Below are 20,038 nucleotides of genomic sequence, written 5' to 3' on the forward strand. Positions count from 1 at the left end.
AACCAAGCCCCCTTCACCCGCGCCAGCAACTGCACCGGCATCGCATCGAGCACTTCATTGCCGACCACCACGCCCTGCATGGACTCAGGCAGCTCCCCAAGCCATTCGACCCGCCCCGCATACCCCGCCAGCGCCTGCTGCTGCCGCTCCCGCAAGGTGCCCGACAGATCGACGATGCGGTAGCGCACATCGCCGCGCCCCATCTCGCCCAGCGCATGCAGCAGCTGCACCGCCAGCGCCCCCGAGCCCGCACCGAACTCCCACACCGTGTCGGTGCCGGTCTTCTCCAGCGCCTCGAGCACCTGCACCGCGAGCGTGTGCCCGAACATCGGCGTCAGCTCGGGCGCGGTCACGAAGTCGCTGCCGGACGAGGGCATGTGGCCGAACTTGGCCGAGGTGTTGGCGTAATAGCCCAGCCCCGGCGCATACAGGGCCAGGGCCATGAAGCGGTCGAAGCCGATCCATCCGCCCGCGCGCTCGACGGAGCGGGCAATCAGATGGTCGAGGGCGATGGGTAAACTGTTTGTCGTTGGCGTCGTCACGGCGCCATTGTCCTCTTCCTGTCTTCTGTCTTCTTCCTCCGAATGAGCGTCATCCCACCCTCCTCCTCCGATCGCCGCCGCACCGTCCTCGTCACGGGCGCGGGCCGCCGGCTGGGCCGCGAGATCGCGCTGGCGCTCGCCGCGGGCGGCTGGCAGGTGGCGGTGCACTACCGCAGCTCGCGCGCCGAGGCCGAGCAGACCGTGGCCGACTGCGCCGCGCGCTCGGGCGACTCGGCGCTGTTCGAGGCCGACCTGGCCGACGAGCAGGCCACGCGCGCCCTGCTGCCGCGCGTGGCGGCGCGCTTTCGTGCCGTGGATGCCGTGGTGCACAGCGCCGCCCTCTTCGAGCACGACGACGCCGCCAGCTTCAGCTACGCGCTCATGGAACGCCACGCGCGCAGCAACACCGGCGCGGCCATCCTGCTGGCGCAGGCGCTGCACGACCACCTGGCCCGGCGCGATGCGCACGGCGGCGCCGTGGTGCACCTGCTCGACCAGAAGCTGTGGAACCCGAACCCCGACTTCCTGAGCTACACGCTCTCCAAGGCCGCGCTCGAAGCCGCCACCCCCATGCTGGCGCTGGCGCTCGCACCGCGCGTGCGCGTGGTGGGCGTGGCGCCCGGCCTCACGCTGGCGAGCCACATGCTCGACGACGACAAGTTCGCGCAACTGCACAAGCTGTCGCCGCTGGGCCGCTCGTCCACATCGGAAGACGTGGCCGCCACCGTGAAGTTCGCGCTGGAGAACAGCTCGATCACCGGCACCACGCTGCTCGTCGACGGCGGCCAGCACCTCATGAAATTCGAGCGCGACTTCTCGCTCATGTGACGAGCACCACCACCATGTCCACGAACACACCGCACGGCCACCAGACACTCACCCTCCAGGGCCTGCGCTTCGACGCCAACCTGGGCATCCTGGAGCAGGAAAAGACCGCGCCGCAGCCGATCCTGGTGGACGCCGAACTCAACCTCGGCCCGCAGCCGCTGCTGCCGCAGGACGACGACATCTTCCACGTGCTGGACTACCGCAAGGTGCGCCGCATCATCATCGACGAGTGCACCGCCGAGCACGTCAACCTGCTCGAAAGCCTGATCGGCAAGCTCGCGCAGCGCCTGCTGCAACTGCCCGGCGTGCGGGGCGTGCGCGTGAAGATCGCCAAGCTCGAAATCTTCGACGACTGCGAAGTCGCCATCCGCATCGAAGCCGGGGAATGGTGATCCAAGGCAAAATCGGGGGTCTTTCCCCTGATTTGCCCGAAGTAGCCCCCCAATGAACGCCGTCTGGATCGACGATACGCCCGAAGCCGGTGCGCCCTCCAACTCGCTGAAGATCGAACGCGAGACGCACAAGCTCGAGAAGCGCCTGTGCCGCCAGGTCGGCCAGGCCATCGTCGACTACAACATGATCGAAGAGGGCGACAAGGTCATGGTGTGCGTCTCGGGCGGAAAAGACAGCTACGCGCTGCTCGACATCCTGCTCAAGATGAAGGCGCGCGCGCCCATCCACTTCGACATCGTCGCGGTCAACCTCGACCAGAAGCAGCCCGGCTTCCCCGAAGAGGTGCTGCCCAAGTACCTGAGCGAGCTCGGCGTGGACTTCCACATCGAGAACCAGGACACCTACAGCATCGTCAAGCGTGTCATTCCCGAGGGCAAGACCACCTGCGGCCTGTGCAGCCGGCTGCGCCGCGGCATCCTGTACCGCGTGGCCGACGAGCTGGGCGCCACCAAGGTCGCGCTGGGCCACCACCGCGACGACATGCTGCAGACCTTCTTCCTCAACATGTTCTTCGGCGGCAAGCTCAAGAGCATGCCGCCCAAGCTGGTGAGCGACGACGGCAAGCACATCGTGATCCGTCCGCTGGCCTACGTGGCCGAAAAGGACACGGTGCGCTGGGCGCAGCACCGCGAGTTCCCGATCATTCCCTGCACGCTGTGCGGCAGCCAGGAAAACCTGCAGCGCAAGCAGGTCGGCGAGATGCTGCGCGAGTGGGACAAGAAGTACCCCGGCCGCGTGGAAAACATGTTCACCGCGCTGCAGAACGTCGTGCCTTCGCACCTGCTGGACGGAACGCTGCACGACTTCCAGGGTCTGAAGGCGACGGGCGTGGCCGACGAGAACGGCGACAAGGCCTTCGACACGCCCGCTTTCGACCTGCTCTCCCAGGCACCCTCGGCCCTGCGCATCGTCCAGGGCTAAGAAGGTGTAAACGAACCCGACATGTCCGCTCATCCCGCCCAGACACGCCCCCTCTTCGTTGCAAATGCTCGCCATAGCTTGGGCTATGGCTGCGCTTTGCGCCTCGATGGGACGCGCCTGGACGGGCTGCTCGGCCACGCCGGATTCATTTACACCTTCTGACGGGCAACCCAGGGGACTTTGAGGGCCGCAGGCCCGGAGACCCTTATGTATCGTGCGTTTTCAGCTCTATTTTTGGTAGCAACCCTGAGCGGCTGCGCCACCTCCTGGGTGGTCGACAGCAACGTCAAGAGCTTTGCCACGCCGGGCACGACCGTGCCGCCCGGTGCCACCTACCGCTTCGAGCGCCTGCCTTCGCAGCAGGCCGACACGGCGCGCCAGGAAGGCCTGGAGGCCATGGCCGCGGCCGCGCTCGACAAGGTCGGCCTGCGCCGCGACGACACAAGGCCGCAGTACACGGCGCAGATCGGCGCGCGCGTCACGGCGGCGCTGTCGCCCTGGGCCGATCCGTGGCTGTACGGGCCCGGCCCGTGGGGCTACGGCTACGGCGGCTACTACGGCCACCGCTGGTATGGCAGCGGCTGGTACGGCGGCCCGATGTTCACGCCGCCGGCCAACCCCTGGTACCAGCGCGAAGTGAGCCTCGTGCTGCGCGAGGCGGGCGGCAGCCACCGCGTGGTGTACGAGACCCGCGCGCGCAACGACGGCCCCTACAGTTCGAGCGCGGCGATCCTGCCGGTGATGTTCGAGGCCGCGCTGCAAGGCTTTCCGAACCCGCCGCCGGGCGAGCGCCGCGTGAACATCGAGCTCGCGCCGGCTGCCAAGAAATGACGCACTTCTAGAATTCGGACGGATGGAAGCCAATCTCACCCGCCTGATCGCCGTGCGCCACGGCGAGACCGCCTGGAACGTCGACACCCGCATCCAGGGCCACCTCGACATCGGCCTCAATGCCACGGGCCTCTGGCAGGCGCAGCGCGCCGGACAGGCGCTGGCGGACGAGCCGATCGCGGCGGTCTATGCCAGCGACCTCTCGCGCGCCTGGCAGACCGCCCAGGCCATCGCCGAGCCCCACGGCCTCCAGGTGCAACCCGACCTGGGCCTGCGCGAGCGCGCCTTCGGCCGCTTCGAGGGCATGAGCTTCGCCGAGATCGAAGCCACGCTGCCCGAGGACGCGCGCCGCTGGCGCGAGCGCGACCCCGAGTTCGAGCCCGAAGGCGGTGGCGAGAGCCTGCTGACCTTTCGCGACCGCGTGACAGGCACCGCCTCGGCCATCGCCGCGCGCCACCCGGGCCAGCTGGTGGTGCTGGTGGCTCACGGCGGCGTGATGGACGTGCTCTACCGCGCCGCCACGCGCCAGGAGCTGCAGGCGCCGCGCACCTGGCAGCTCGGCAACGCGGCCATCAACCGCATGCTGTGGACGCCCGAGGGCTTCAGCCTCGTCGGCTGGAGCGACATCGCGCACCTGGCGACGGACGCGCCGCTGGACGAGACCACGACCTAGTGGGGTGAGCCGCTTGCCTCTCTTCGCCCCGGGCAAGACGCTCCCATGAAAAGAACGAACCCCACGCCCTCGGCCTACGCCAGCTGGGATGCCTCCCAGTCGCTGTCCGCGCCGTGGATCGACGCCACGCACCTGGGAAGTTTCGTCACCCTGGAGGCCGGCGACACCATTGCGCGCGAAGGCGAACGGCACGATTACTTCTATCTCTTGCGATCGGGCTTCGTGCATTCCACGATCCACCGAAGCAACGGCACGGAGTTCCTGCTCGAGATCTTCGGGCCGGGCGCGATCTTCGGCGAAGGCCCGGCGTTTGCCGACAGCCCCCGGCCCACGACGACCCGGGCGGTCGCACCGGCCGTTCTCAGCCGCTATCGACCGGCGGATGTCGCGCAGCAGTTTTCGGCGCTGCCCGAACTCGCGACCTCGTTGATCCAGCTGCTCGGCTTCAAGAACCACATGATCGTCGCCAAGCTGGCCGGGGTGGCCTCGGCGGCGCCCAAGGAGCGGGTCATCGACTTGCTGCTGCGGGTGGCACGCCCGCCATCGGCGCAGGCACCGAAACAACTCACCGTCGATCTGACCCACGAGCAGATCGGCGCGATGACGGCCCTGAGCCGCGTCACCGTCACGCGCACGTTGAATGCGCTGGCAAGAGAAGGGCTCATTGAAACGCGGGCCCGGCAGGTCAGCATTCCGAATGCGCCGGCCCTGCATCGTTTCCGCGACGCGACACCGTAAGGAAAAAGCCCGCTTCCTGTATCGCTGGATACCGTCGACACCCTCACCCCCTCGCGATCATTCATCCCGTCACACACATGGGAAGAGCAGCGGCGGAGGGAATGGAGAGAGCCGTTGAGGAGAGAGGCCGGAGCGCCTTCAATGGGCGATGGTCCGGGTGTGGCGCAACGCGGGACTGCACAAGTCCTTCCTGGCCGGGTGGCTCACGCTCATGGCCATCCGGCATCTTTTGAATCGCCGTCAGGCGCGTGATTTGAATCGCCCTCAGGCGTGCGAGGCCGCGTGCCCCGCCGCAGCCTCGGCCTTCGCCTCGCCCGGCAGCTCCACCATCGGCCCGCTGCCGCTGTAGCGGTCGAGCGCCAGGTAGATCGCGGGCGTGATGTACAGCGTGATCACCTGCGAGAAGATCAACCCGCCCACCACCGCCACGCCCAGCGGCTGGCGCAGCTCGGCGCCGGCGCCCAGGCCCAGCGCGAGCGGCAGCGCGCCCATCAGCGCAGCCAGCGTGGTCATCAGGATCGGGCGGAAGCGCAGCCGGCAGGCCTCGCGGATCGCGTCGACCGGCTGCATGCCCTCGGTGCGCTGCGCGTCCAGGGCGAAGTCGATCATCATGATCGCGTTCTTCTTCACGATGCCGATCAGCAGCAGGATGCCGATGGTCGCGATCAGCGTGAGGTCGAAGCCGAAGAGCTTCAGCGAAATGAGCGCCCCCACCGCCGCCGAGGGCAGGCCCGCCAGAATCGTCAGCGGGTGGATGTAGCTCTCGTACAGCACGCCCAGCAGCACGTAGATGACCAGCACCGCGAGCACCAGCAGCACGGCCTGGCTGCCCTGCGAGCTCTGGAACACCGCCGCGTCGCCGCCGTAGGTCGTGATGATCGACTGCGGCATCTTCAGCTCTTCCTTGAAGCGGTCGATCTTCGCGGTCGCGTTGCCCAGCGGCACGTCGGGGCCGAGGTTGAACGACACCGTCACCGCCTGCAGCTGGCCCTGGTGGTTGACCGAGGTCGGCCCCACGGTGCGCTTGACGGTCGAGAAGGCCGACAGCGGCACCAGCTTGCCGGTGGTGCTGCGCACCGACAGGCGCGCCACGTCTTCCTCGAACTGGCGGTCGCTGTCGGCCGCCGACAGGATCACCTGGTAGGTGTTGCTGGCGCCGTAGATGCTGCCGATCTGGCGGTCGCCGTACGCGTTGTACAGCGCGGTGCGCAGGTCGCCCACGGCCACACCGAGCACGCCGGCCTTGTCGCGGTCGATCTCCAGCGTGGCCTGCAGGCCGCGGTTCTGCGAGTCGCTCGTCACGTCGCGGAAGTCGGGGTCGGCGCGCATGCGCTCCATGAGTTTGGTCGACCACGGCACCATCTCGCCGGCATTCACGCTCTGCAGCGTGTACTGGAAACGCGCCTTGCTCTGGCGCCCGCCCAGGCGCAGGTTCTGCACCGGCTGCATGTAGACGGCAATGCCCGGAATCTCGCGGAAGCGCTGGCGCAGCGACTCGAGCACCTTGGCCATCTTGGGGCGCTCGCTGCGCGGCTTGAGCACCGCGAACAGCCGGCCCGAGTTCTGCGTGGCGGTCGGGCCGCCCACGCCGACGAAGGAGCTCACGTAGTCCACGCTCGGGTCGGCCTTGAGCGCGGCGGCCACGCGGTCCTGCAGCGCCTTCATGGCGGTGAACGAGATGTCTTCGGCCGCCTCGGTGGTGATCTGGATCTGGCCGATGTCTTCCTCGGGGAAGAAGCCCTTGGGAATGCTGACGAAGAGCCAGGCCGTGACCACGAAGGTCAGCCCCGCCATGACCAGCATCAGCGCGCGATGCCCGAGCGTCCAGTCGAGCGTGCGCATGTAGCCGCCGTGCACCGCGCGGTAGCCGCGCTCGAAGGCACGGCCGATCGCCGTGCCGGGCTCGGGGTGCTCTTCCTCGTGGTCGAGCGCGCCGGCCTTGCGCGGCACGTGCCTGAGCAGCCGGCTCGCGAGCATCGGCACGAGCGTGAGCGACACCACGGCCGACACCAGCACGGCCAGCGCCACCACCACGGCGAACTCGTGGAACAAGAGACCGATCACGCCCGGCATGAAGAAGATCGGGATGAACACGGCCACCAGCGAGATCGAGATCGACACGATGGTGAAGCCCACCTCGCGCGCGCCGCGCAGGGCGGCGGCCATCGGCTCCATGCCCTTCTCGACGTAGCGCATGATGTTTTCGAGCACCACGATGGCGTCGTCCACCACCAGGCCCACGGCCAGCGTGATGCCCAGCAGCGAGACGTTGTCCAGGCTGTAGCCGAAGGCGTACAGCAGGGCCACCGCGCCGATCAGCGAGATCGGGATGGTGGCCGCCGGAATCAGCGTGGCCACCAGCCGGTGCAGGAACAGGAAGATCACCAGCACCACCAGCGCGATGGTGCCCAGCAGCGTGAGCTGAACGTCGTGCACCGCCTCGCGGATCGAGAGCGAGCGGTCGTTGACCATGTGGATCTCGACCGACTGCGGCAGCTCGGCCTTGAAGCGCGGGATGAGCGCACGCACCGCGTCCACCACCTGCACGGTGTTGGCATTGGGCTGGCGCTGCACGGCCAGCGAAATCGAGTCTTGCCCGTTGAAGCTGCTGGCGGTCTTGACCGACTCGAAGCTGTCTTCGAGCGTGGCCACTTCGTCCAGCCGCACCGGCGCGCCGTTGCGCTGCGCGATGATCAGCTTGGCGAAGTCGGCCGCCTTCATGAGCTGGCGATTGGCCTGGATGGTGAGCGTCTGGCGCGGGCCGTCGAGCGTGCCGACCGGCGTGTTGGCGTTGGCCGAGTTCACCGCCTTGGCCAGCTCGTCGAGCGTGATGTTGCGCGCGTTGAGCAGGTCGGCGTTGGCCTTGATGCGCACCGCGAAGGCCTTGCGCCCGTACACGCCCACCTGCGCCACGCCGTCGATGGTCGAGAGCGTGGGCGAAATGAGGTTCTCGGCGTAGTCGTTGAGCTCCGAGGGGTTCATCGACGGCGAGATCAACGCGATGAACAGCACCGGCGCATCGGCCGGGTTCACCTTGCGGTATGAAGGCAGCTGCGTGAGTTCCTGCGGCAGCTGGCGCTGGGCGCGCAGCAGCGCGGCCTGCACGTCGACGGCAGCGGCGTCGATGTCGCGGCTGCTGACGAATTCGAGCGTGAGCGAGGTCACGCCCTGCGTGTTCACCGAGCTGATGGTCTGCAGGCCGGGGATGGTCGAGAACTGCTTTTCGAGCGGCAGCGCGACCGAACTCGCCATGGTGTCGGGGCTGGCGCCCGGCAGCTGCGCGTTGACGTTGATGACCGGCGTGTTGTAGCTGGGCAGCGCCGCCACCGGGATGCTGAAGTACGCAAAGATGCCGATGACCACGACGGCCGCCGACAGCAGCACCGTCATCGCCGGACGGCGGATGCAGAGCTCTGAGATGTTCATGCGCGTTCTCGTGCCGGCTGAACATCCGACGAAGCGGCGCTGCCGGGCGTGACGCCCGTGGTGCCGTTGGCAGGCGCCCCGCCCGGTCCGGCCGGCGCCTTCACGTCGATGCGCACCTTGCCACCCGGGCGCACGTTCTGGCTGCCTTCGATCACGACCTGCTCGCCGGGCGTCACGCCGCTCACGGCCACCTTGGTGCCGAAGGTGTGCAGCACCTTGACCTGGCGGCGCGCCGCGTTGCGCTCGGCATCGACCACGTACAGCGTGGCGCCGTCGGACAGCATCATGAGCGCCGCGGCCGGCACCACGGTGACGCCGTCGAGCATGCGCACCGTGATGCGCGTGTTGACGAACTGGCCGGGCCACAGGCTCTGGTCGGCGTTGGCGAACACAGCCTTGGCGCGCACGGTGCCGATCTGTGGGTCGACCGTGTTGTCGACGAAGTCGAGCGTGCCGAACAGCGGCTCGCGGCGGCCCGTGACCAGCGCCTCGACCTTGGCGCGCGTGCGCGCCGCGGCCAGCAGGTCCTGCAGGTTGCCCTCGGGCACCGGGAAGCTCACGGCGATGGGGTCGAGCTGGGTGATGGTGACCAGCGACAGCGTGGGCTGCACCAGCGTGCCCGGGTAGATGTTGACGGCGCCGATGCGCCCCGCGATGGGCGCGCGCAGCGTGGCATAGCCCAGCGCCACCTGCGCCGACTGCACGGCGGCGCGGTCGGCCGCGACGGCGGCGCGCTGCGCCTGGAGCTGCGACAGCGTGGCGTCGGCCGCGCTCTTGGCAATGAAGTTCTGCGCCACCAGGTCCTGGCTGCGCTTGTACTGGCGCTCCAGGTCGGCCATGGTGGCCTCGTCCTTCTGCTGCTGGGCCCGGGCGCGCGCCAGGTTGGCCTGGTCGTTGCGGTCGTCGAGCGTGAAGAGCAGCTGCCCTGCTTTCACGAACTGGCCTTCCTTGACGTGCACCGCGCTCACGGTGTTGGTGACCTGCGGGCGAAGGTCGACGCTGTTGAGCGAAACCACGCTGCCGTTGACCTGCACCGTGACCGGCACGTCCTGCTTCTCGGCCGTGGCCAGCGTGACCAGCGCGGCGGGAGGCCCGGCGTTCGCGGCCTTGGCATCCTTCGTGTCCTTCGTGACGGGCCGATCGCCCGACATGCGCCACCAGCCGCCTGCGACGGCTACGATCAACACGCCCGCGAGGGCGAAGGCGGCAGATTTCTTCATGGGTTCTTGTGCACTTTGGGCTGACAGCAGCTATTGGAGCAGTGGCCGACGCACGGTGTTCACGGGCGCCGTAAAGAAATGTAAAGCAGGCCGACGCAAAGCCCCCGCACCACCCGCTGCACCCGGTATGAGGGAAAACACCCCCTCGCTAAAATCGCCGGTCCACAGCCTCTGGATATACCCCATGAACCGCTGCAAGACACCCACGAAAACACTCACCTCCCTCGCCCTTTGCGCAGCCCTTGCCGGCGCCGCAGGTCTTTTCTCCCTCCACGCCAGCGCCCAGGACGAGGTGCCCCGTCCGCAGACCCAGAACGAGTCGCTCAATGGCGGGCGCAACTTCCCCATCGGCACGCTGCGCGGCAAGTTCATGGTGACCAGCGCCCCCGACGTCGAGCTCGACGGCCGGGCCGACCGCCTGGGCGCCGGCGCGCGCATCCGCAGCCCGCAGAACATGCTGGTCATGCCCGGCGCCATCGTCGGCCAGAAGTACCTCGTGAACTACACGCGCGACGCCGCCGGGCTGCTGCGCGAAGTCTGGATCCTGACGCCCGACGAGGCCATGGCCAGCCGCGAATCGCTGAACAAGCCGTTCCTGAACATCTGGCCGTTCGTCTCGAACGACACGCTGAACACGCAGTAACGCGGCCGGGCCGCAAGCAAGCAAAAATCCGCGGGCGCCACGCGCGCCTCGCAGCCCTTCCTCTTTGCGAAGGGCACAGAGAGCTCCCCATGAAAAAAGTATTCATCAAGACCTTCGGCTGCCAGATGAACGAGTACGACTCGGACAAGATGGCCGACGTGCTCCACGCCGCGCAGGGCTACGAACCCACGCAGAACGTGGACGAGGCCGACCTCATCCTGTTCAACACCTGCTCGGTGCGCGAGAAGGCGCAGGAGAAGGTGTTCTCCGACCTCGGCCGCGTGAAGCACCTGAAGGCCAAGGGCGTGAAGATCGGCGTGGGCGGCTGCGTGGCGAGCCAGGAAGGCCAGGCCATCATCGCGCGCGCACCGTACGTCGACATCGTGTTCGGTCCGCAGACGCTGCACCGCCTGCCCGAGATGCTGAACGACCGCGAGCGCCTGGACCGCCCGCAGGTGGACATCAGCTTCCCCGAGATCGAGAAGTTCGACCACCTGCCGCCCGCGCGCGTCGAAGGCGCCACGGCCTTCGTGTCGATCATGGAAGGCTGCTCCAAGTACTGCAGCTACTGCGTGGTGCCCTACACCCGCGGCGAGGAAGTGAACCGCCCGCTCGACGATGTGCTGGTCGAAATTGCCGGCCTGGCCGACCAGGGCGTGCGCGAGATCACGCTGCTGGGCCAGAACGTGAACGCCTACCGCGGCAAGATGGGCGACACCGCCGAAATCGCCGACTTCGCGCTGCTCATCGAGTACGTGGCCGAGATCCCCGGCATCGAGCGCATCCGCTACACAACCAGCCACCCGAACGAGTTCACGCCCCGGCTCATCGAGGCCTACGCCAAGGTGCCGCAGCTCGTCTCGCATTTGCACCTGCCGGTGCAGCACGGCAGCGACCGCATCCTCATGGCCATGAAGCGCGGCTACACGGCCATGGAATACAAGAGCACAGTGCGCAAGCTGCGCGCCATCCGCCCCGACCTGGCCCTGTCCAGCGACTTCATCGTCGGCTTCCCCGGCGAGACCGACGCCGACTTCGACAAGATGATGAAGCTCATCGACGACTGCCAGTTCGACAACAGCTTCAGCTTCATCTTCAGCCCGCGCCCCGGCACGCCCGCCGCCGCGCTGCAGGACGACACGCCGCACGAGGTGAAGCTGGCGCGACTGCAGACGCTGCAGCGCGTGATCGACGGCAACGTGCGCCGCTTCGGCGATGCGCTGGTGGGCAGCACGCAGCGCGTGCTGGTCGAGGGCGCCTCGCGCAAGGACGCGAACGAACTCATGGGCCGCACCGCCTGCAACCGCGTCGTCAACTTCGAAGGCGACGCCCGCCTCGTGGGCCAAATGGCCGACCTGCGCATCACCCGCTCGCTGGCCTACACGCTGCGCGGCGAAGTGGTCACGCGCGAATCGGCCCTGGCTGCTGCTGCCACGGCGCTCGCCCACTGATGGCGAAGCGACCGTCCGTCCGGGGCTCGTTCCAGCAGCTCCTGCTGTTTGCCTTCCTGCTGATCACCGCGCTGCTGGTGGGCGTGGCGCTGCGCTCGGTGCTGCAGTACGACGCGCTCGTCACGCAAAGCCGCGACGCCGCCGCGCGCGCGCTGCGCCTGTCGGGCGCCTCGCAGTCGCTGGCCGAGCGCAGCGCGGCCATGGAACGCGCGGGACGCCAGTCGCTGGTGCTCAACGACGCCGTGCTGCGTCGCCGCTTCGACGAGGCGGCGCGCGAAGCCCACCAGGTGCTGGAGCGCCTGGAACGCAACGGCCTGCCGGCCGCCGGCATCGACATGTGGCGCAGCCAGCTCGGCGTGATCGAAGGGCTGCTCGGCGGCAGCCCCGACAGCGCCCTGGCGCGCGAGAGCACGATGGCGATGCAGTTCCGCGAACTCGACGCGCTGAACACCAACATCGCCCAGCAGGCGCAGTTCCTGATCGAAACGCAGAACGACGCGCTGGCCAAGCGCATCGAGAACGCGCGCCGCCGGCTGATGCGCGAGGTGGTGGCCGCCAGCGTGCTGGCCGTGTCGCTGGCGCTGGCCTTCGGCATCTGGCTGGCGCGCCCCTTCAAGCGGCTCGAGAACGCCATCGTCGGCCTGGGCCAGAACCGGCTCGACGAACCCATCGACATCCGCGGCCCGGCCGACGTGCGGCGCGTGTCGCAGCAGCTCGAATGGCTGCGGCTGCGCCTGACCGAGCTCGACGCCGACAAGGCGCGCTTTCTGCGCCACGTGTCGCACGAGCTGAAGACGCCGCTGGCGGCGCTGCGCGAAGGCGTGTCGCTGCTCGAGGACGGCGTGACCGGCCCGCTGAACCCGGCCCAGCTCGAGGTCGCGCAGATCCTGCAGCAGAACACCGTGTCGCTGCAGAACCAGATCGAGGCGCTGCTGCGCTTCAACGCCGCCGCCTTCGAGGCGCGCGAGCTGCGCCGCGAACGCACCGAGCTGCTGCCGCTGATCGAGGAGCAGATCGAGGCCCAGCGCCTGCAGTGGCAGGCGCACGGCCTGCGCGTGCGCGCCGAGGGCGAGCCGATCGCCCTCACGGTCGACCGCACCAAGCTCGGCACCGCCATCGCCAACCTGCTGTCGAACGCGATCCGCTTCTCGGCCGCCGACGGCGTCATCACGCTGGCCGTGTCGGGCACGCCCGAGGCGGTGCACATCGACGTGTGCGACGCCGGCCCCGGCATTGCCGTGAACGACCGCGACCGCATCTTCGAACCCTTCTTCCGCGGCGAGCGCCAGCCCGAGCACACGGTGAAAGGCACCGGCATCGGACTTTCCATCGTGCAGGAGTACATTGCAGCCCATGGGGGCCGCATCGCCCTGCTGCCGGACGGCCCCGGTGCACGCTTTCGCATTGAACTGCCGCGCACGACCTGACCCCGGACACCCCACCCACACCGCCCCGCGCCTTTTTCGACCCATGTTCCTTTCGTTCGTCCGCAGATCCACCTTCGCCGGGGCCATGGCCGTGCCATGCGCCCTGCTGCTGGCGGCCTGCGCCTCCCAGCCCAAGCCGCCGGCCGAAGCCGACGCGCTGCCGCCGCCCGTGGCCGCGCCGCGCGTCGTGCCGGTCGAGGCCGAGCCCCGCGCGCCGGCCACGCAGCCGGCCTCGCTCTTCACGCAGCTCACTCAAGGCCCCGTTTCGACCATGCTGGCCTATGCCGACAAGGTGCGCCCGCTGGGCGGCGCCGACCTGAGTGCGGAAATCGCCCGCGTCGGCGAACAGGGCGAAACGCCGGCGGCGCAGATGCAGCTGGCGATCCTGCTCGCGCAGACCCGCGTGCCGGCCGACCTGGCGCGCGCACTGGGCCTGCTGCAGCGCGTGATCGCCAACCCCGCGCCCGAGGCGCAGCCGCTGCATCCGCTCGCGCGGGCGCTGGCGGCGCGCTATGTCGAGCAGCGCCGCGTCGAAGACGACCGCGACAAGCAGGTGCAGCAGCTGCGCGACAGCCAGCGCCGCATCGACCAGCTCAACGAGCGCATCGAGGCGCTGCGCGCCATCGAGCGCAGCTTCGCCCGGCCCAACACGCCGGCCCCCACGCCCTCCAACGGAAGCAGATCCAACCCATGAGTACAGCTGGTGCCCGCCTCCTCGTGGTCGATGACGACCCGGACATGCTGCGGCTGCTCTCGATGCGGCTGGTGTCGGCGGGCTACCAGGTCACGGCCGTCACTTCGGCCGAGACCGCGCTCACGCAGCTCGAGATCGAGCACCCGCAACTGGTGCTCAGCGACGTGCGCCTGCCCGGGCGCGACGGCCTGCAGCTGTTCGACGAGATCCGCAAGCGCCACCCGACGCTGCCGGTGATCCTGCTGACCGCGCACGGCACCATTCCCGACGCGGTCGAGGCCACGGCGCGCGGCGTGTTCACCTACCTCACCAAGCCCTACGACGCGCGCGAACTGCTCGAGAAGATCTCGCAGGCGCTGGCGCTCGGTGCGCCCACCACCACGCCCAGCAAGACCGGCGACGACAGCTGGCGCTCGGAAATCGTGAGCCGCAGCAACCGCATGGCCGAGCTGCTGGCCGAGGCGCGCATGGTCGCCAAGTCGGACGCCTCCGTGCTGCTGCGCGGCGACTCCGGCGCCGGCAAGGAACTGCTGGCGCGCGCCATCCACAAGGCCAGCGCGCGCGCCGACAAGCCCTTCGTGGCGGTCAATTGCGGCGCCATTCCCGAGGCGCTGCTCGAATCCGAGCTGTTCGGCCACATGAAGGGCGCCTTCACCGACGCCCACGCCAACCACAAAGGCCTGTTCCAGCAGGCCGACGGCGGCACGCTGCTGCTCGACGAAATCGGGGACATGCCGCCCGCGCTGCAGGTCAAGCTGCTGCGCGTGCTGCAGGAGCGCGCGGTGCGCCCGCTGGGCGCGAGCCAGTCGATCGAGGTCGACGTGCGCATCGTCTCGGCCACCCACCGCGACCTGGACGCCGCGATGGAAGCCGGCCAGTTCCGCGAAGACCTCTATTACCGCCTGAACGTGGTGACGCTCACGCTGCCGCCGCTGTCGGCGCGGCGCGAGGACATTCCGCTGCTGGCCAACCACTTCCTGCAGAAGCTGTCGACCAAGTACGGCAAGCGGCTGTCCGGCTTCGCGCCCGAGGCGCTGAAGGCGCTGACCACCGCCGCGTGGCCGGGCAACGTGCGCCAGCTCTACAACGTGGTGGAGCAGGTCTGCGCGCTGTCGGGCTCGCCGCTGATCCCGCTGGCGCTGGTGCAGCGCGCGCTGCGCGTGCCGAGCGTGGAGGTGCTCACCTACGCCGAGGCCAAGCAGCGTTTCGAGCGCGACTACCTCGTCGGCCTGCTCAAGCTGACCGACGGCAACGTGGCCGACGCCGCCCGCCTGGCCGACCGCAACCGCACCGAGTTCTACCGCCTGCTGCAGAAGCACGAACTCACGCCAGGCAACTTCAAGGCCGACGTTGTCGCTCCCGGCGGCGACCCTGTCGCCGAGTAGCGACAGGCCTAAGTCGTTGATTTGAAAGGCTGTTTCCCGAGGGCCTCCCCGACTTGTCGGGATTCGGCGACAAAAACGGGGGTTTCGGGGGCCCGGCAGGCCCCGCCCCCACGGAAAACGGTTTCGGATCGCGCCAAGTCGTTGATTTAAAAGCGTTTTTCCAGGCTGGCACAGGGTTTGCCCCTGTACTGGCATGACAGCACTTACCAGCCCATCTTTCGCACTGCGTCCGCAGCGCGACGGCCTGCGTCAAAAGCAGTTTTCCTCCTCGCGGCCCCGTGCCGCGGGCCATTCGCTGACCGCGCTCTCCGGCGTCGGCGGCGCCGCCACGGACTGCGTCTTCAAGCGCCTTCCGGCCATTGGCGACACCCCCCTCGACAAGCAACGTTGGTGAATGAACCGATGAAGCCGAACGACTTCTCCCACCTCAACGTCCTCGCCGAATCCGATTTCGCACGCCGCAGCGCGCTGCGCGAGGAACGCCACCCCAACGCCGTCACCGCACCGCCGCTGAACCGCGGTTCCATGGCACCGCGCCCCTGGCGTGGTTTCTGGAACAGCCTCGGCACCGCGCTGCTCGTGCGCCTGGGCGCCGGCCGCAATGCCGACAGCGCCCCCGCCGCCAAGCAAGCCACCCCGGCCCCGCAGGCCTGGGAACGCGCCGCCGGCCAGCGCCGCCTCGCCTTCATGCTGCTCACGCTGCTGAGCACCGTGATCGCGTCGTCGCTGTTCGCCAGCGTGCAACCCGACTACGACAACGTCTGGCTCGAATACGGCCAGATCGGCCTGTACGGCCTGCTCTCGGGCTGGGTCGTGACCGGCTTCGTGACCGCGCTCATGGGCTTCTACGTTTCCGTGCGCGGTGACAAGCACGCCCTCTCGGCAAAACAGGTGGCCCACCACCCGATGAACCCCGAGGCCCGCACCGCGATCATCATGCCGATCTGCAACGAGGACGTGGCCACCGTGTTCGCCGGCCTGCGCGCCACCTGCGAATCGGTCGCCTCCACGGGCCACGCCAAGCAGTTCGACGTGTTCGTGCTGTCCGACAGCTACAACCCCGAGACCGCCGCCGCCGAGCGCGCCGCCTGGGAAGACCTGCGCGCCGCGCTGGCCGAGAGCCCGAACCAGCCGCAGGTGGAGGTGTACTACCGCCTGCGCACCCGCCGCACGCACCGCAAGGCCGGCAACGTCGCCGACTTCTGCCGCCGCTGGGGCAAGGATTACCGCTACATGGTCGTGCTCGACGCCGACTCCGTGATGAGCGGCGACTGCCTGGCCTCGATGGTCAAGCTGATGGAAGCCAACCCCACCGCTGGCATCATCCAGACCGCGACGCAGGCCATCGGCCACGTCACGCTGCACGCCCGCGCCCAGCAGTTCGCTTCGCGCGTGACGGGTCGCCTGTTCACGCTGGGCATGCAGTTCTGGCAGCTCGGCGAGTCGCACTACTGGGGCCACAACGCGATCATCCGCGTCGAAGCCTTCATGAAGCACTGCGCGCTGGCCCCGATCAAGGGCACCGGCGGCATGTCGGGCGGCATCATGTCGCACGACTTCGTCGAAGCCGCGCTGATGCGCCGCGCCGGCTACCACGTGTGGCTGGTGTCCGACCTGGTCGGCAGCTACGAGCAGCAACCGCCGGACCTGCTGGCCGAGCTGCAACGCGACCGCCGCTGGTGCCAGGGCAACCTGCAGAACGCCCGCCTGATGGCCGAGCCCGGCATCCACCCGGTGCACCGCGCGATGTTCGTGACCGGCACCATGGCGTATGTCTCGGCCCCGCTGTGGCTCGCCTTCCTGACGCTGGGCACCGCCCTGTGGCTGAGCGGCTCGAGCCTCGTGTCGAGCTGGAACGTACTGCCCGCCGAACTGGCCGGCCTGTGGGTCTGGACCCTGTGCCTGCTGTTCCTGCCGCGCGTGCTGGGCATCGCCGCCGTGCTGATGCGCGGCGAGCAACGCCAGTACGGCGGTGTGTGGGGCCTGGTGAAGAGCTCGGTGCTCGAAGCCGGCCTGGCCATCGTGCAAGCCCCGGTCCGCATGCTGGCCCACTCGCTGTTCGTGCTCGTCGCCCTCACCGGCATCAAGCTCGACTGGAAGTCGCCCCCGCGTGAAGCCGCCGCCGTGCCGTGGAAGGTCGCTGCCTCGCAGCTGGCCCCCATGACGCTGGTGATCGCCATGCTGGCCGTCGGTGTCGCCATGATCGACCCGAGCGCGCTGATCTGGCTCATGCCCGTCGGCCTGCCGCTGCTGCTGGCGATCCCGCTGACCGTGCTGACCAGCCAGATCGCGCTGGGCACCACGCTGCGCGACCGCGGCTTCCTGCTGATTCCCGAGGAATCGCGCTCGCCCGCCGTGCTGCGCCGCGCCTGGATGCACGCGCTGCGCCTGGCGCGCCCGGCGGCGCTGGCCACGGCCTGATGCACTGAAGACACAGCTCCCCAAAAAGCCGGCCTCAGGGTCGGCTTTTTTCATGGCGCATCGCTAGAATCGCGCCTTCGTTTTTTCATCCACCCACGGATCCCTTCGATCCCCTGGAGCGCCAAGTGCCCCGATTCGCCGTCATCACCCTCTGACGCCGACAACACCACTCGCTGGTCATGTCGGGCGCCAAGCTGCGTTCCCACACTGACCAGGCACGGCCCACCGCGGCCGCCGAGTCGATCTCTCTTCCAGCTTCGCTCCCGCACGTTGTCGGTCTTTCCTGATTTACATCTGGAGAACCAACGTGTTTGCCTCTTCTTCCCTTTCTCTTTCGTCGATCCCGCTGCTCAAGTACCCACGTACGGCGCACCTGGAAGGCTCGCGGCTACAGGCCGGCGACACCGACGACGGCCAGACGCCGTTGTCCGCCTTGCAGGGCCTGCATGTGGTCATCGAGGAAAAACTCGATGGCGCCAATGCGGCCGTGTCGTTCACTTCGGCCGGTGAATTGCTGCTGCAGTCGCGCGGCCACTACCTCGCAGGCGGTGCGGGCGAGCGGCAGTTCAACCTGTTCAAGCACTGGGCCGCCGCCCATGAAGCGGCGCTGCTCGAACGGCTCGAAGACCGCTACGTGATGTACGGCGAGTGGTGCTTTGCCAAGCACAGCTGCTGGTACGACCGGCTGCCGGCCTTCTTCCTGGAGTTCGATATCTACGACCGGCAGGCGCAGTGCTTCCTGTCGACCGCCGCGCGGCATGCGCTGCTGGCCGAGGGGCCGGTACTGTCGGTGCCGGTGCTGTACGAGGGCAAGATGCCGCGCAGCGCGAAGGAATTGCGTTCGCTCGTGCGGCCATCGCTGGCACGCAGCACCGACTGGAAGCCGGCCTTCGAGCAGGCCGTGCGGCACGAAGGCCAGCCGCTCGACCTGGTGCGCCAGCAGACCGACCTGTCCGACCTCGCCGAGGGCCTGTACCTCAAGGCCGAATCCGGCGGCCAGGTGACGGGCCGCTACAAGTGGGTGCGACCGGACTTCGTGCAGACCATCCTCGACTCGGGCTCGCACCACAGCCGCCGGCCGGTGCTGCCCAACCAGCTGGCGCCGGGCGTGGACCTCTACGCGCCGACACCGCCGGTGAACTGGCACGACCTGGGACTGCGCACGCTGCGCGATCCCACCGAACTGGCAACCAACACAAGGAGGCAGCGATGACTTACGACGATCTGCGGGCGCTGGTCCCCGCGCCCGCCCAAGGCTACGACTGGGCCCAATGCTGCGACCTGCTGCCGGCCCTGCTGCGCCTCGAAGAGACGCCGCAGGACCCGTACTACCACGCCGAAGGCAACGTCGGCCTCCACACGCGCATGGTGCTCGACGCGCTCCTGGCCGACGCGCACTACCAGCGCGCCGACGCCGACGGCCGCTTCGTGCTGTTCATGGCCTGCCTGCTGCACGACATCGCCAAGCCCGACACCACCGTGATCGACGAAGCCAGCGGCCGCATCGGCCAGCCTGGCCATTCGCGCCGCGGATCGGTCGACGTGCGCGTGCTGATGTGGAAGGCCCGCGTGCCCTTTGCGTTGCGCGAGGCCGTGTGCCGGATCATCGCCGTGCACCAGGTGCCGTTCCACGCCTTCGCCTCGCGCAAGGGCGTGCGGCCCGAGTGGCTGGTGCACAAGCTCTCGTGGGAGCTGAGCCTGCCCGACCTGTGCTGCGTGGCGCGCTGCGACATGCGGGGGCGCCACTACGAGAAGCGCGCCGACAGCCTGGCCGACATCGCGCTCTTCGAGCAGCTGGCGCAGGAAGAAGGCTGCTGGGAGGGCCCGCGCCAGATGGCCGATGCGCACACGCGCCTGGCCTACTTCCGCGGCGCCGACACCAGCCCCGACTACCCGCTGTTCCAGACGCCGGGATCGCAGGTCACGGTGATGTGCGGCCTGCCCGCCAGCGGCAAGAACCACTGGGTGGCGCAGCACCGCAAGGGCTGGCCGGTCGTGTCCTTCGACGACGCGCGCGCCGAGCTGGGCCTCAGGCACGGCGAGAACGATGGCCTGGCCGCGCACCACGCGATCGACCAGGCGAAGGCGCTGCTGCGCAAGCGGGAGCGCTTCGTCTGGAACGCCACGCACCTGAGCCAGCAGATGCGCACCAAGACGCTGGACCTGCTCTGGGCGTACCACGCGCAGACCGAGCTGGTGTACCTGGAAGTGCCGCATGCCGAGCTGATGCGCCGCAACCGCGAGCGCGACACGACGCTGTCGAACGCGGGCATCGAGAAGATGCTGCATCGCTGGGAGTTGCCGGCGTCCGTCGAAGCGCACGACACGGTCTACGACGTGCAGACCTGAAGAAAACGACGAAGCCCGCCGGGGCATCCCCCGGCG

The 20,038-nt window shown here is 68.7% G+C and carries 17 protein-coding genes; 14 read left to right on the plus strand and 3 right to left on the minus strand.

Translation table 11 applies throughout. The annotated features are described in order from the left end of the window. Positions 1–542 (minus strand): SAM-dependent methyltransferase (locus AC07Y4_RS29635; protein ID WP_495273841.1); only part of this gene is annotated, 542 nt, incomplete at its 3' end. A 42-nt stretch (positions 543–584) separates the two neighbouring features. Between AC07Y4_RS29635 and AC07Y4_RS29640 the strand changes: the two genes are divergently transcribed. The 6 genes from AC07Y4_RS29640 (at position 585) to AC07Y4_RS29665 (ending at position 4,986) form a co-directional block, all read left to right on the plus strand. Continuing rightward, a complete protein-coding gene (locus AC07Y4_RS29640) occupies positions 585–1,370 on the plus strand; it encodes an SDR family oxidoreductase (protein WP_487848061.1) in 786 nt (261 codons plus the stop codon). A gap of 14 nt (positions 1,371–1,384) precedes the next feature. After that, positions 1,385–1,762 carry a dihydroneopterin aldolase gene (locus AC07Y4_RS29645; RefSeq protein WP_056576172.1) on the plus strand — a complete coding sequence of 126 codons (378 nt, stop codon included), beginning with the start codon at positions 1,385–1,387 and terminating at the stop codon, positions 1,760–1,762. 52 nt (positions 1,763–1,814) lie between these two features. Continuing rightward, positions 1,815–2,744, plus strand: a complete 930-nt coding sequence (ttcA, locus tag AC07Y4_RS29650; RefSeq protein ID WP_487848062.1) for a tRNA 2-thiocytidine(32) synthetase TtcA — start codon at positions 1,815–1,817, stop codon at positions 2,742–2,744. A gap of 234 nt (positions 2,745–2,978) precedes the next feature. Beyond that, entirely contained in the window at positions 2,979–3,575 is a 597-nt protein-coding gene (locus tag AC07Y4_RS29655; protein WP_369631273.1) for a DUF4136 domain-containing protein, read from the plus strand. 22 nt (positions 3,576–3,597) lie between these two features. Further along, positions 3,598–4,248 carry a histidine phosphatase family protein gene (locus AC07Y4_RS29660; RefSeq protein WP_062477889.1) on the plus strand — a complete coding sequence of 217 codons (651 nt, stop codon included), beginning with the start codon at positions 3,598–3,600 and terminating at the stop codon, positions 4,246–4,248. Between the two features lie 45 nt (positions 4,249–4,293). Beyond that, positions 4,294–4,986 (plus strand): Crp/Fnr family transcriptional regulator, encoded by a 693-nt coding sequence (locus AC07Y4_RS29665; RefSeq protein ID WP_495275501.1) that lies wholly within the window; start codon positions 4,294–4,296, stop codon positions 4,984–4,986. Between the two features lie 264 nt (positions 4,987–5,250). On the opposite strand, the gene AC07Y4_RS29670 is transcribed toward AC07Y4_RS29665, so the two are convergent. Then, the gene (locus AC07Y4_RS29670) at positions 5,251–8,412 is read right to left on the minus strand and encodes an efflux RND transporter permease subunit (protein WP_487848064.1); all 3,162 of its coding nucleotides are present in this window, start codon (positions 8,410–8,412) and stop codon (positions 5,251–5,253) included. Beyond that, entirely contained in the window at positions 8,409–9,632 is a 1,224-nt protein-coding gene (locus AC07Y4_RS29675) for an efflux RND transporter periplasmic adaptor subunit (protein WP_206167840.1), read from the minus strand. Before AC07Y4_RS29675 ends, AC07Y4_RS29670 begins: the two co-directional genes overlap by 4 nt. Positions 9,633–9,816: 184 nt before the next feature. Between AC07Y4_RS29675 and AC07Y4_RS29680 the strand changes: the two genes are divergently transcribed. From AC07Y4_RS29680 to AC07Y4_RS29715, 8 genes are all read left to right on the plus strand, one after another. Continuing rightward, positions 9,817–10,275 carry a hypothetical protein gene (locus AC07Y4_RS29680; RefSeq protein ID WP_487848065.1) on the plus strand — a complete coding sequence of 153 codons (459 nt, stop codon included), beginning with the start codon at positions 9,817–9,819 and terminating at the stop codon, positions 10,273–10,275. An 89-nt stretch (positions 10,276–10,364) separates the two neighbouring features. Continuing rightward, the gene (gene miaB / locus AC07Y4_RS29685; protein WP_159273894.1) at positions 10,365–11,726 is read left to right on the plus strand and encodes a tRNA (N6-isopentenyl adenosine(37)-C2)-methylthiotransferase MiaB; all 1,362 of its coding nucleotides are present in this window, start codon (positions 10,365–10,367) and stop codon (positions 11,724–11,726) included. After that, positions 11,726–13,153, plus strand: a complete 1,428-nt coding sequence (locus AC07Y4_RS29690; protein ID WP_487848066.1) for a sensor histidine kinase — start codon at positions 11,726–11,728, stop codon at positions 13,151–13,153. The genes miaB and AC07Y4_RS29690 overlap by 1 nt, the downstream gene beginning before the upstream one ends. Before the next feature lie 85 nt (positions 13,154–13,238). Continuing rightward, positions 13,239–13,847, plus strand: coding sequence for a hypothetical protein (locus AC07Y4_RS29695; protein WP_487863386.1), 609 nt, complete (start codon positions 13,239–13,241; stop codon positions 13,845–13,847). After that, positions 13,844–15,232, plus strand: a complete 1,389-nt coding sequence (locus AC07Y4_RS29700) for a sigma 54-interacting transcriptional regulator (RefSeq protein WP_159278538.1) — start codon at positions 13,844–13,846, stop codon at positions 15,230–15,232. The genes AC07Y4_RS29695 and AC07Y4_RS29700 overlap by 4 nt, the downstream gene beginning before the upstream one ends. Positions 15,233–15,634: 402 nt before the next feature. After that, positions 15,635–17,653, plus strand: a complete 2,019-nt coding sequence (gene mdoH, locus AC07Y4_RS29705; RefSeq protein WP_487848068.1) for a glucans biosynthesis glucosyltransferase MdoH — start codon at positions 15,635–15,637, stop codon at positions 17,651–17,653. Positions 17,654–17,960: 307 nt separating this feature from the next. After that, positions 17,961–18,866, plus strand: a complete 906-nt coding sequence (locus AC07Y4_RS29710) for an RNA ligase family protein (RefSeq protein WP_487848069.1) — start codon at positions 17,961–17,963, stop codon at positions 18,864–18,866. Next, the gene (locus tag AC07Y4_RS29715) at positions 18,863–20,002 is read left to right on the plus strand and encodes an AAA family ATPase (RefSeq protein WP_487848070.1); all 1,140 of its coding nucleotides are present in this window, start codon (positions 18,863–18,865) and stop codon (positions 20,000–20,002) included. Before AC07Y4_RS29710 ends, AC07Y4_RS29715 begins: the two co-directional genes overlap by 4 nt. Positions 20,003–20,038: the final 36 nt, after the last annotated feature.

This window comes from Variovorax sp. GW460-12-1-14-LB1 (assembly GCF_059423605.1).

What these genes read in the sequence shown, in the direction of transcription:
- AC07Y4_RS29700 (WP_159278538.1), top strand. Translation starts at nt 13,844, where the DNA reads ATGAGTACAGCTGGTGCCCGCCTCCTCGTGGTCGATGACGACCCGGAC.
- AC07Y4_RS29690 (WP_487848066.1), top strand. Translation starts at nt 11,726, where the DNA reads ATGGCGAAGCGACCGTCCGTCCGGGGCTCGTTCCAGCAGCTCCTGCTG.
- AC07Y4_RS29640 (WP_487848061.1), top strand. Translation starts at nt 585, where the DNA reads ATGAGCGTCATCCCACCCTCCTCCTCCGATCGCCGCCGCACCGTCCTC.
- AC07Y4_RS29670 (WP_487848064.1), bottom strand. Translation starts at nt 8,412, where the DNA reads ATGAACATCTCAGAGCTCTGCATCCGCCGTCCGGCGATGACGGTGCTG.
- AC07Y4_RS29660 (WP_062477889.1), top strand. Translation starts at nt 3,598, where the DNA reads ATGGAAGCCAATCTCACCCGCCTGATCGCCGTGCGCCACGGCGAGACC.
- AC07Y4_RS29675 (WP_206167840.1), bottom strand. Translation starts at nt 9,632, where the DNA reads ATGAAGAAATCTGCCGCCTTCGCCCTCGCGGGCGTGTTGATCGTAGCC.
- AC07Y4_RS29695 (WP_487863386.1), top strand. Translation starts at nt 13,239, where the DNA reads ATGGCCGTGCCATGCGCCCTGCTGCTGGCGGCCTGCGCCTCCCAGCCC.
- AC07Y4_RS29665 (WP_495275501.1), top strand. Translation starts at nt 4,294, where the DNA reads ATGAAAAGAACGAACCCCACGCCCTCGGCCTACGCCAGCTGGGATGCC.
- AC07Y4_RS29645 (WP_056576172.1), top strand. Translation starts at nt 1,385, where the DNA reads ATGTCCACGAACACACCGCACGGCCACCAGACACTCACCCTCCAGGGC.
- mdoH (WP_487848068.1), top strand. Translation starts at nt 15,635, where the DNA reads ATGAAGCCGAACGACTTCTCCCACCTCAACGTCCTCGCCGAATCCGAT.
- AC07Y4_RS29715 (WP_487848070.1), top strand. Translation starts at nt 18,863, where the DNA reads ATGACTTACGACGATCTGCGGGCGCTGGTCCCCGCGCCCGCCCAAGGC.
- ttcA (WP_487848062.1), top strand. Translation starts at nt 1,815, where the DNA reads ATGAACGCCGTCTGGATCGACGATACGCCCGAAGCCGGTGCGCCCTCC.
- miaB (WP_159273894.1), top strand. Translation starts at nt 10,365, where the DNA reads ATGAAAAAAGTATTCATCAAGACCTTCGGCTGCCAGATGAACGAGTAC.
- AC07Y4_RS29680 (WP_487848065.1), top strand. Translation starts at nt 9,817, where the DNA reads ATGAACCGCTGCAAGACACCCACGAAAACACTCACCTCCCTCGCCCTT.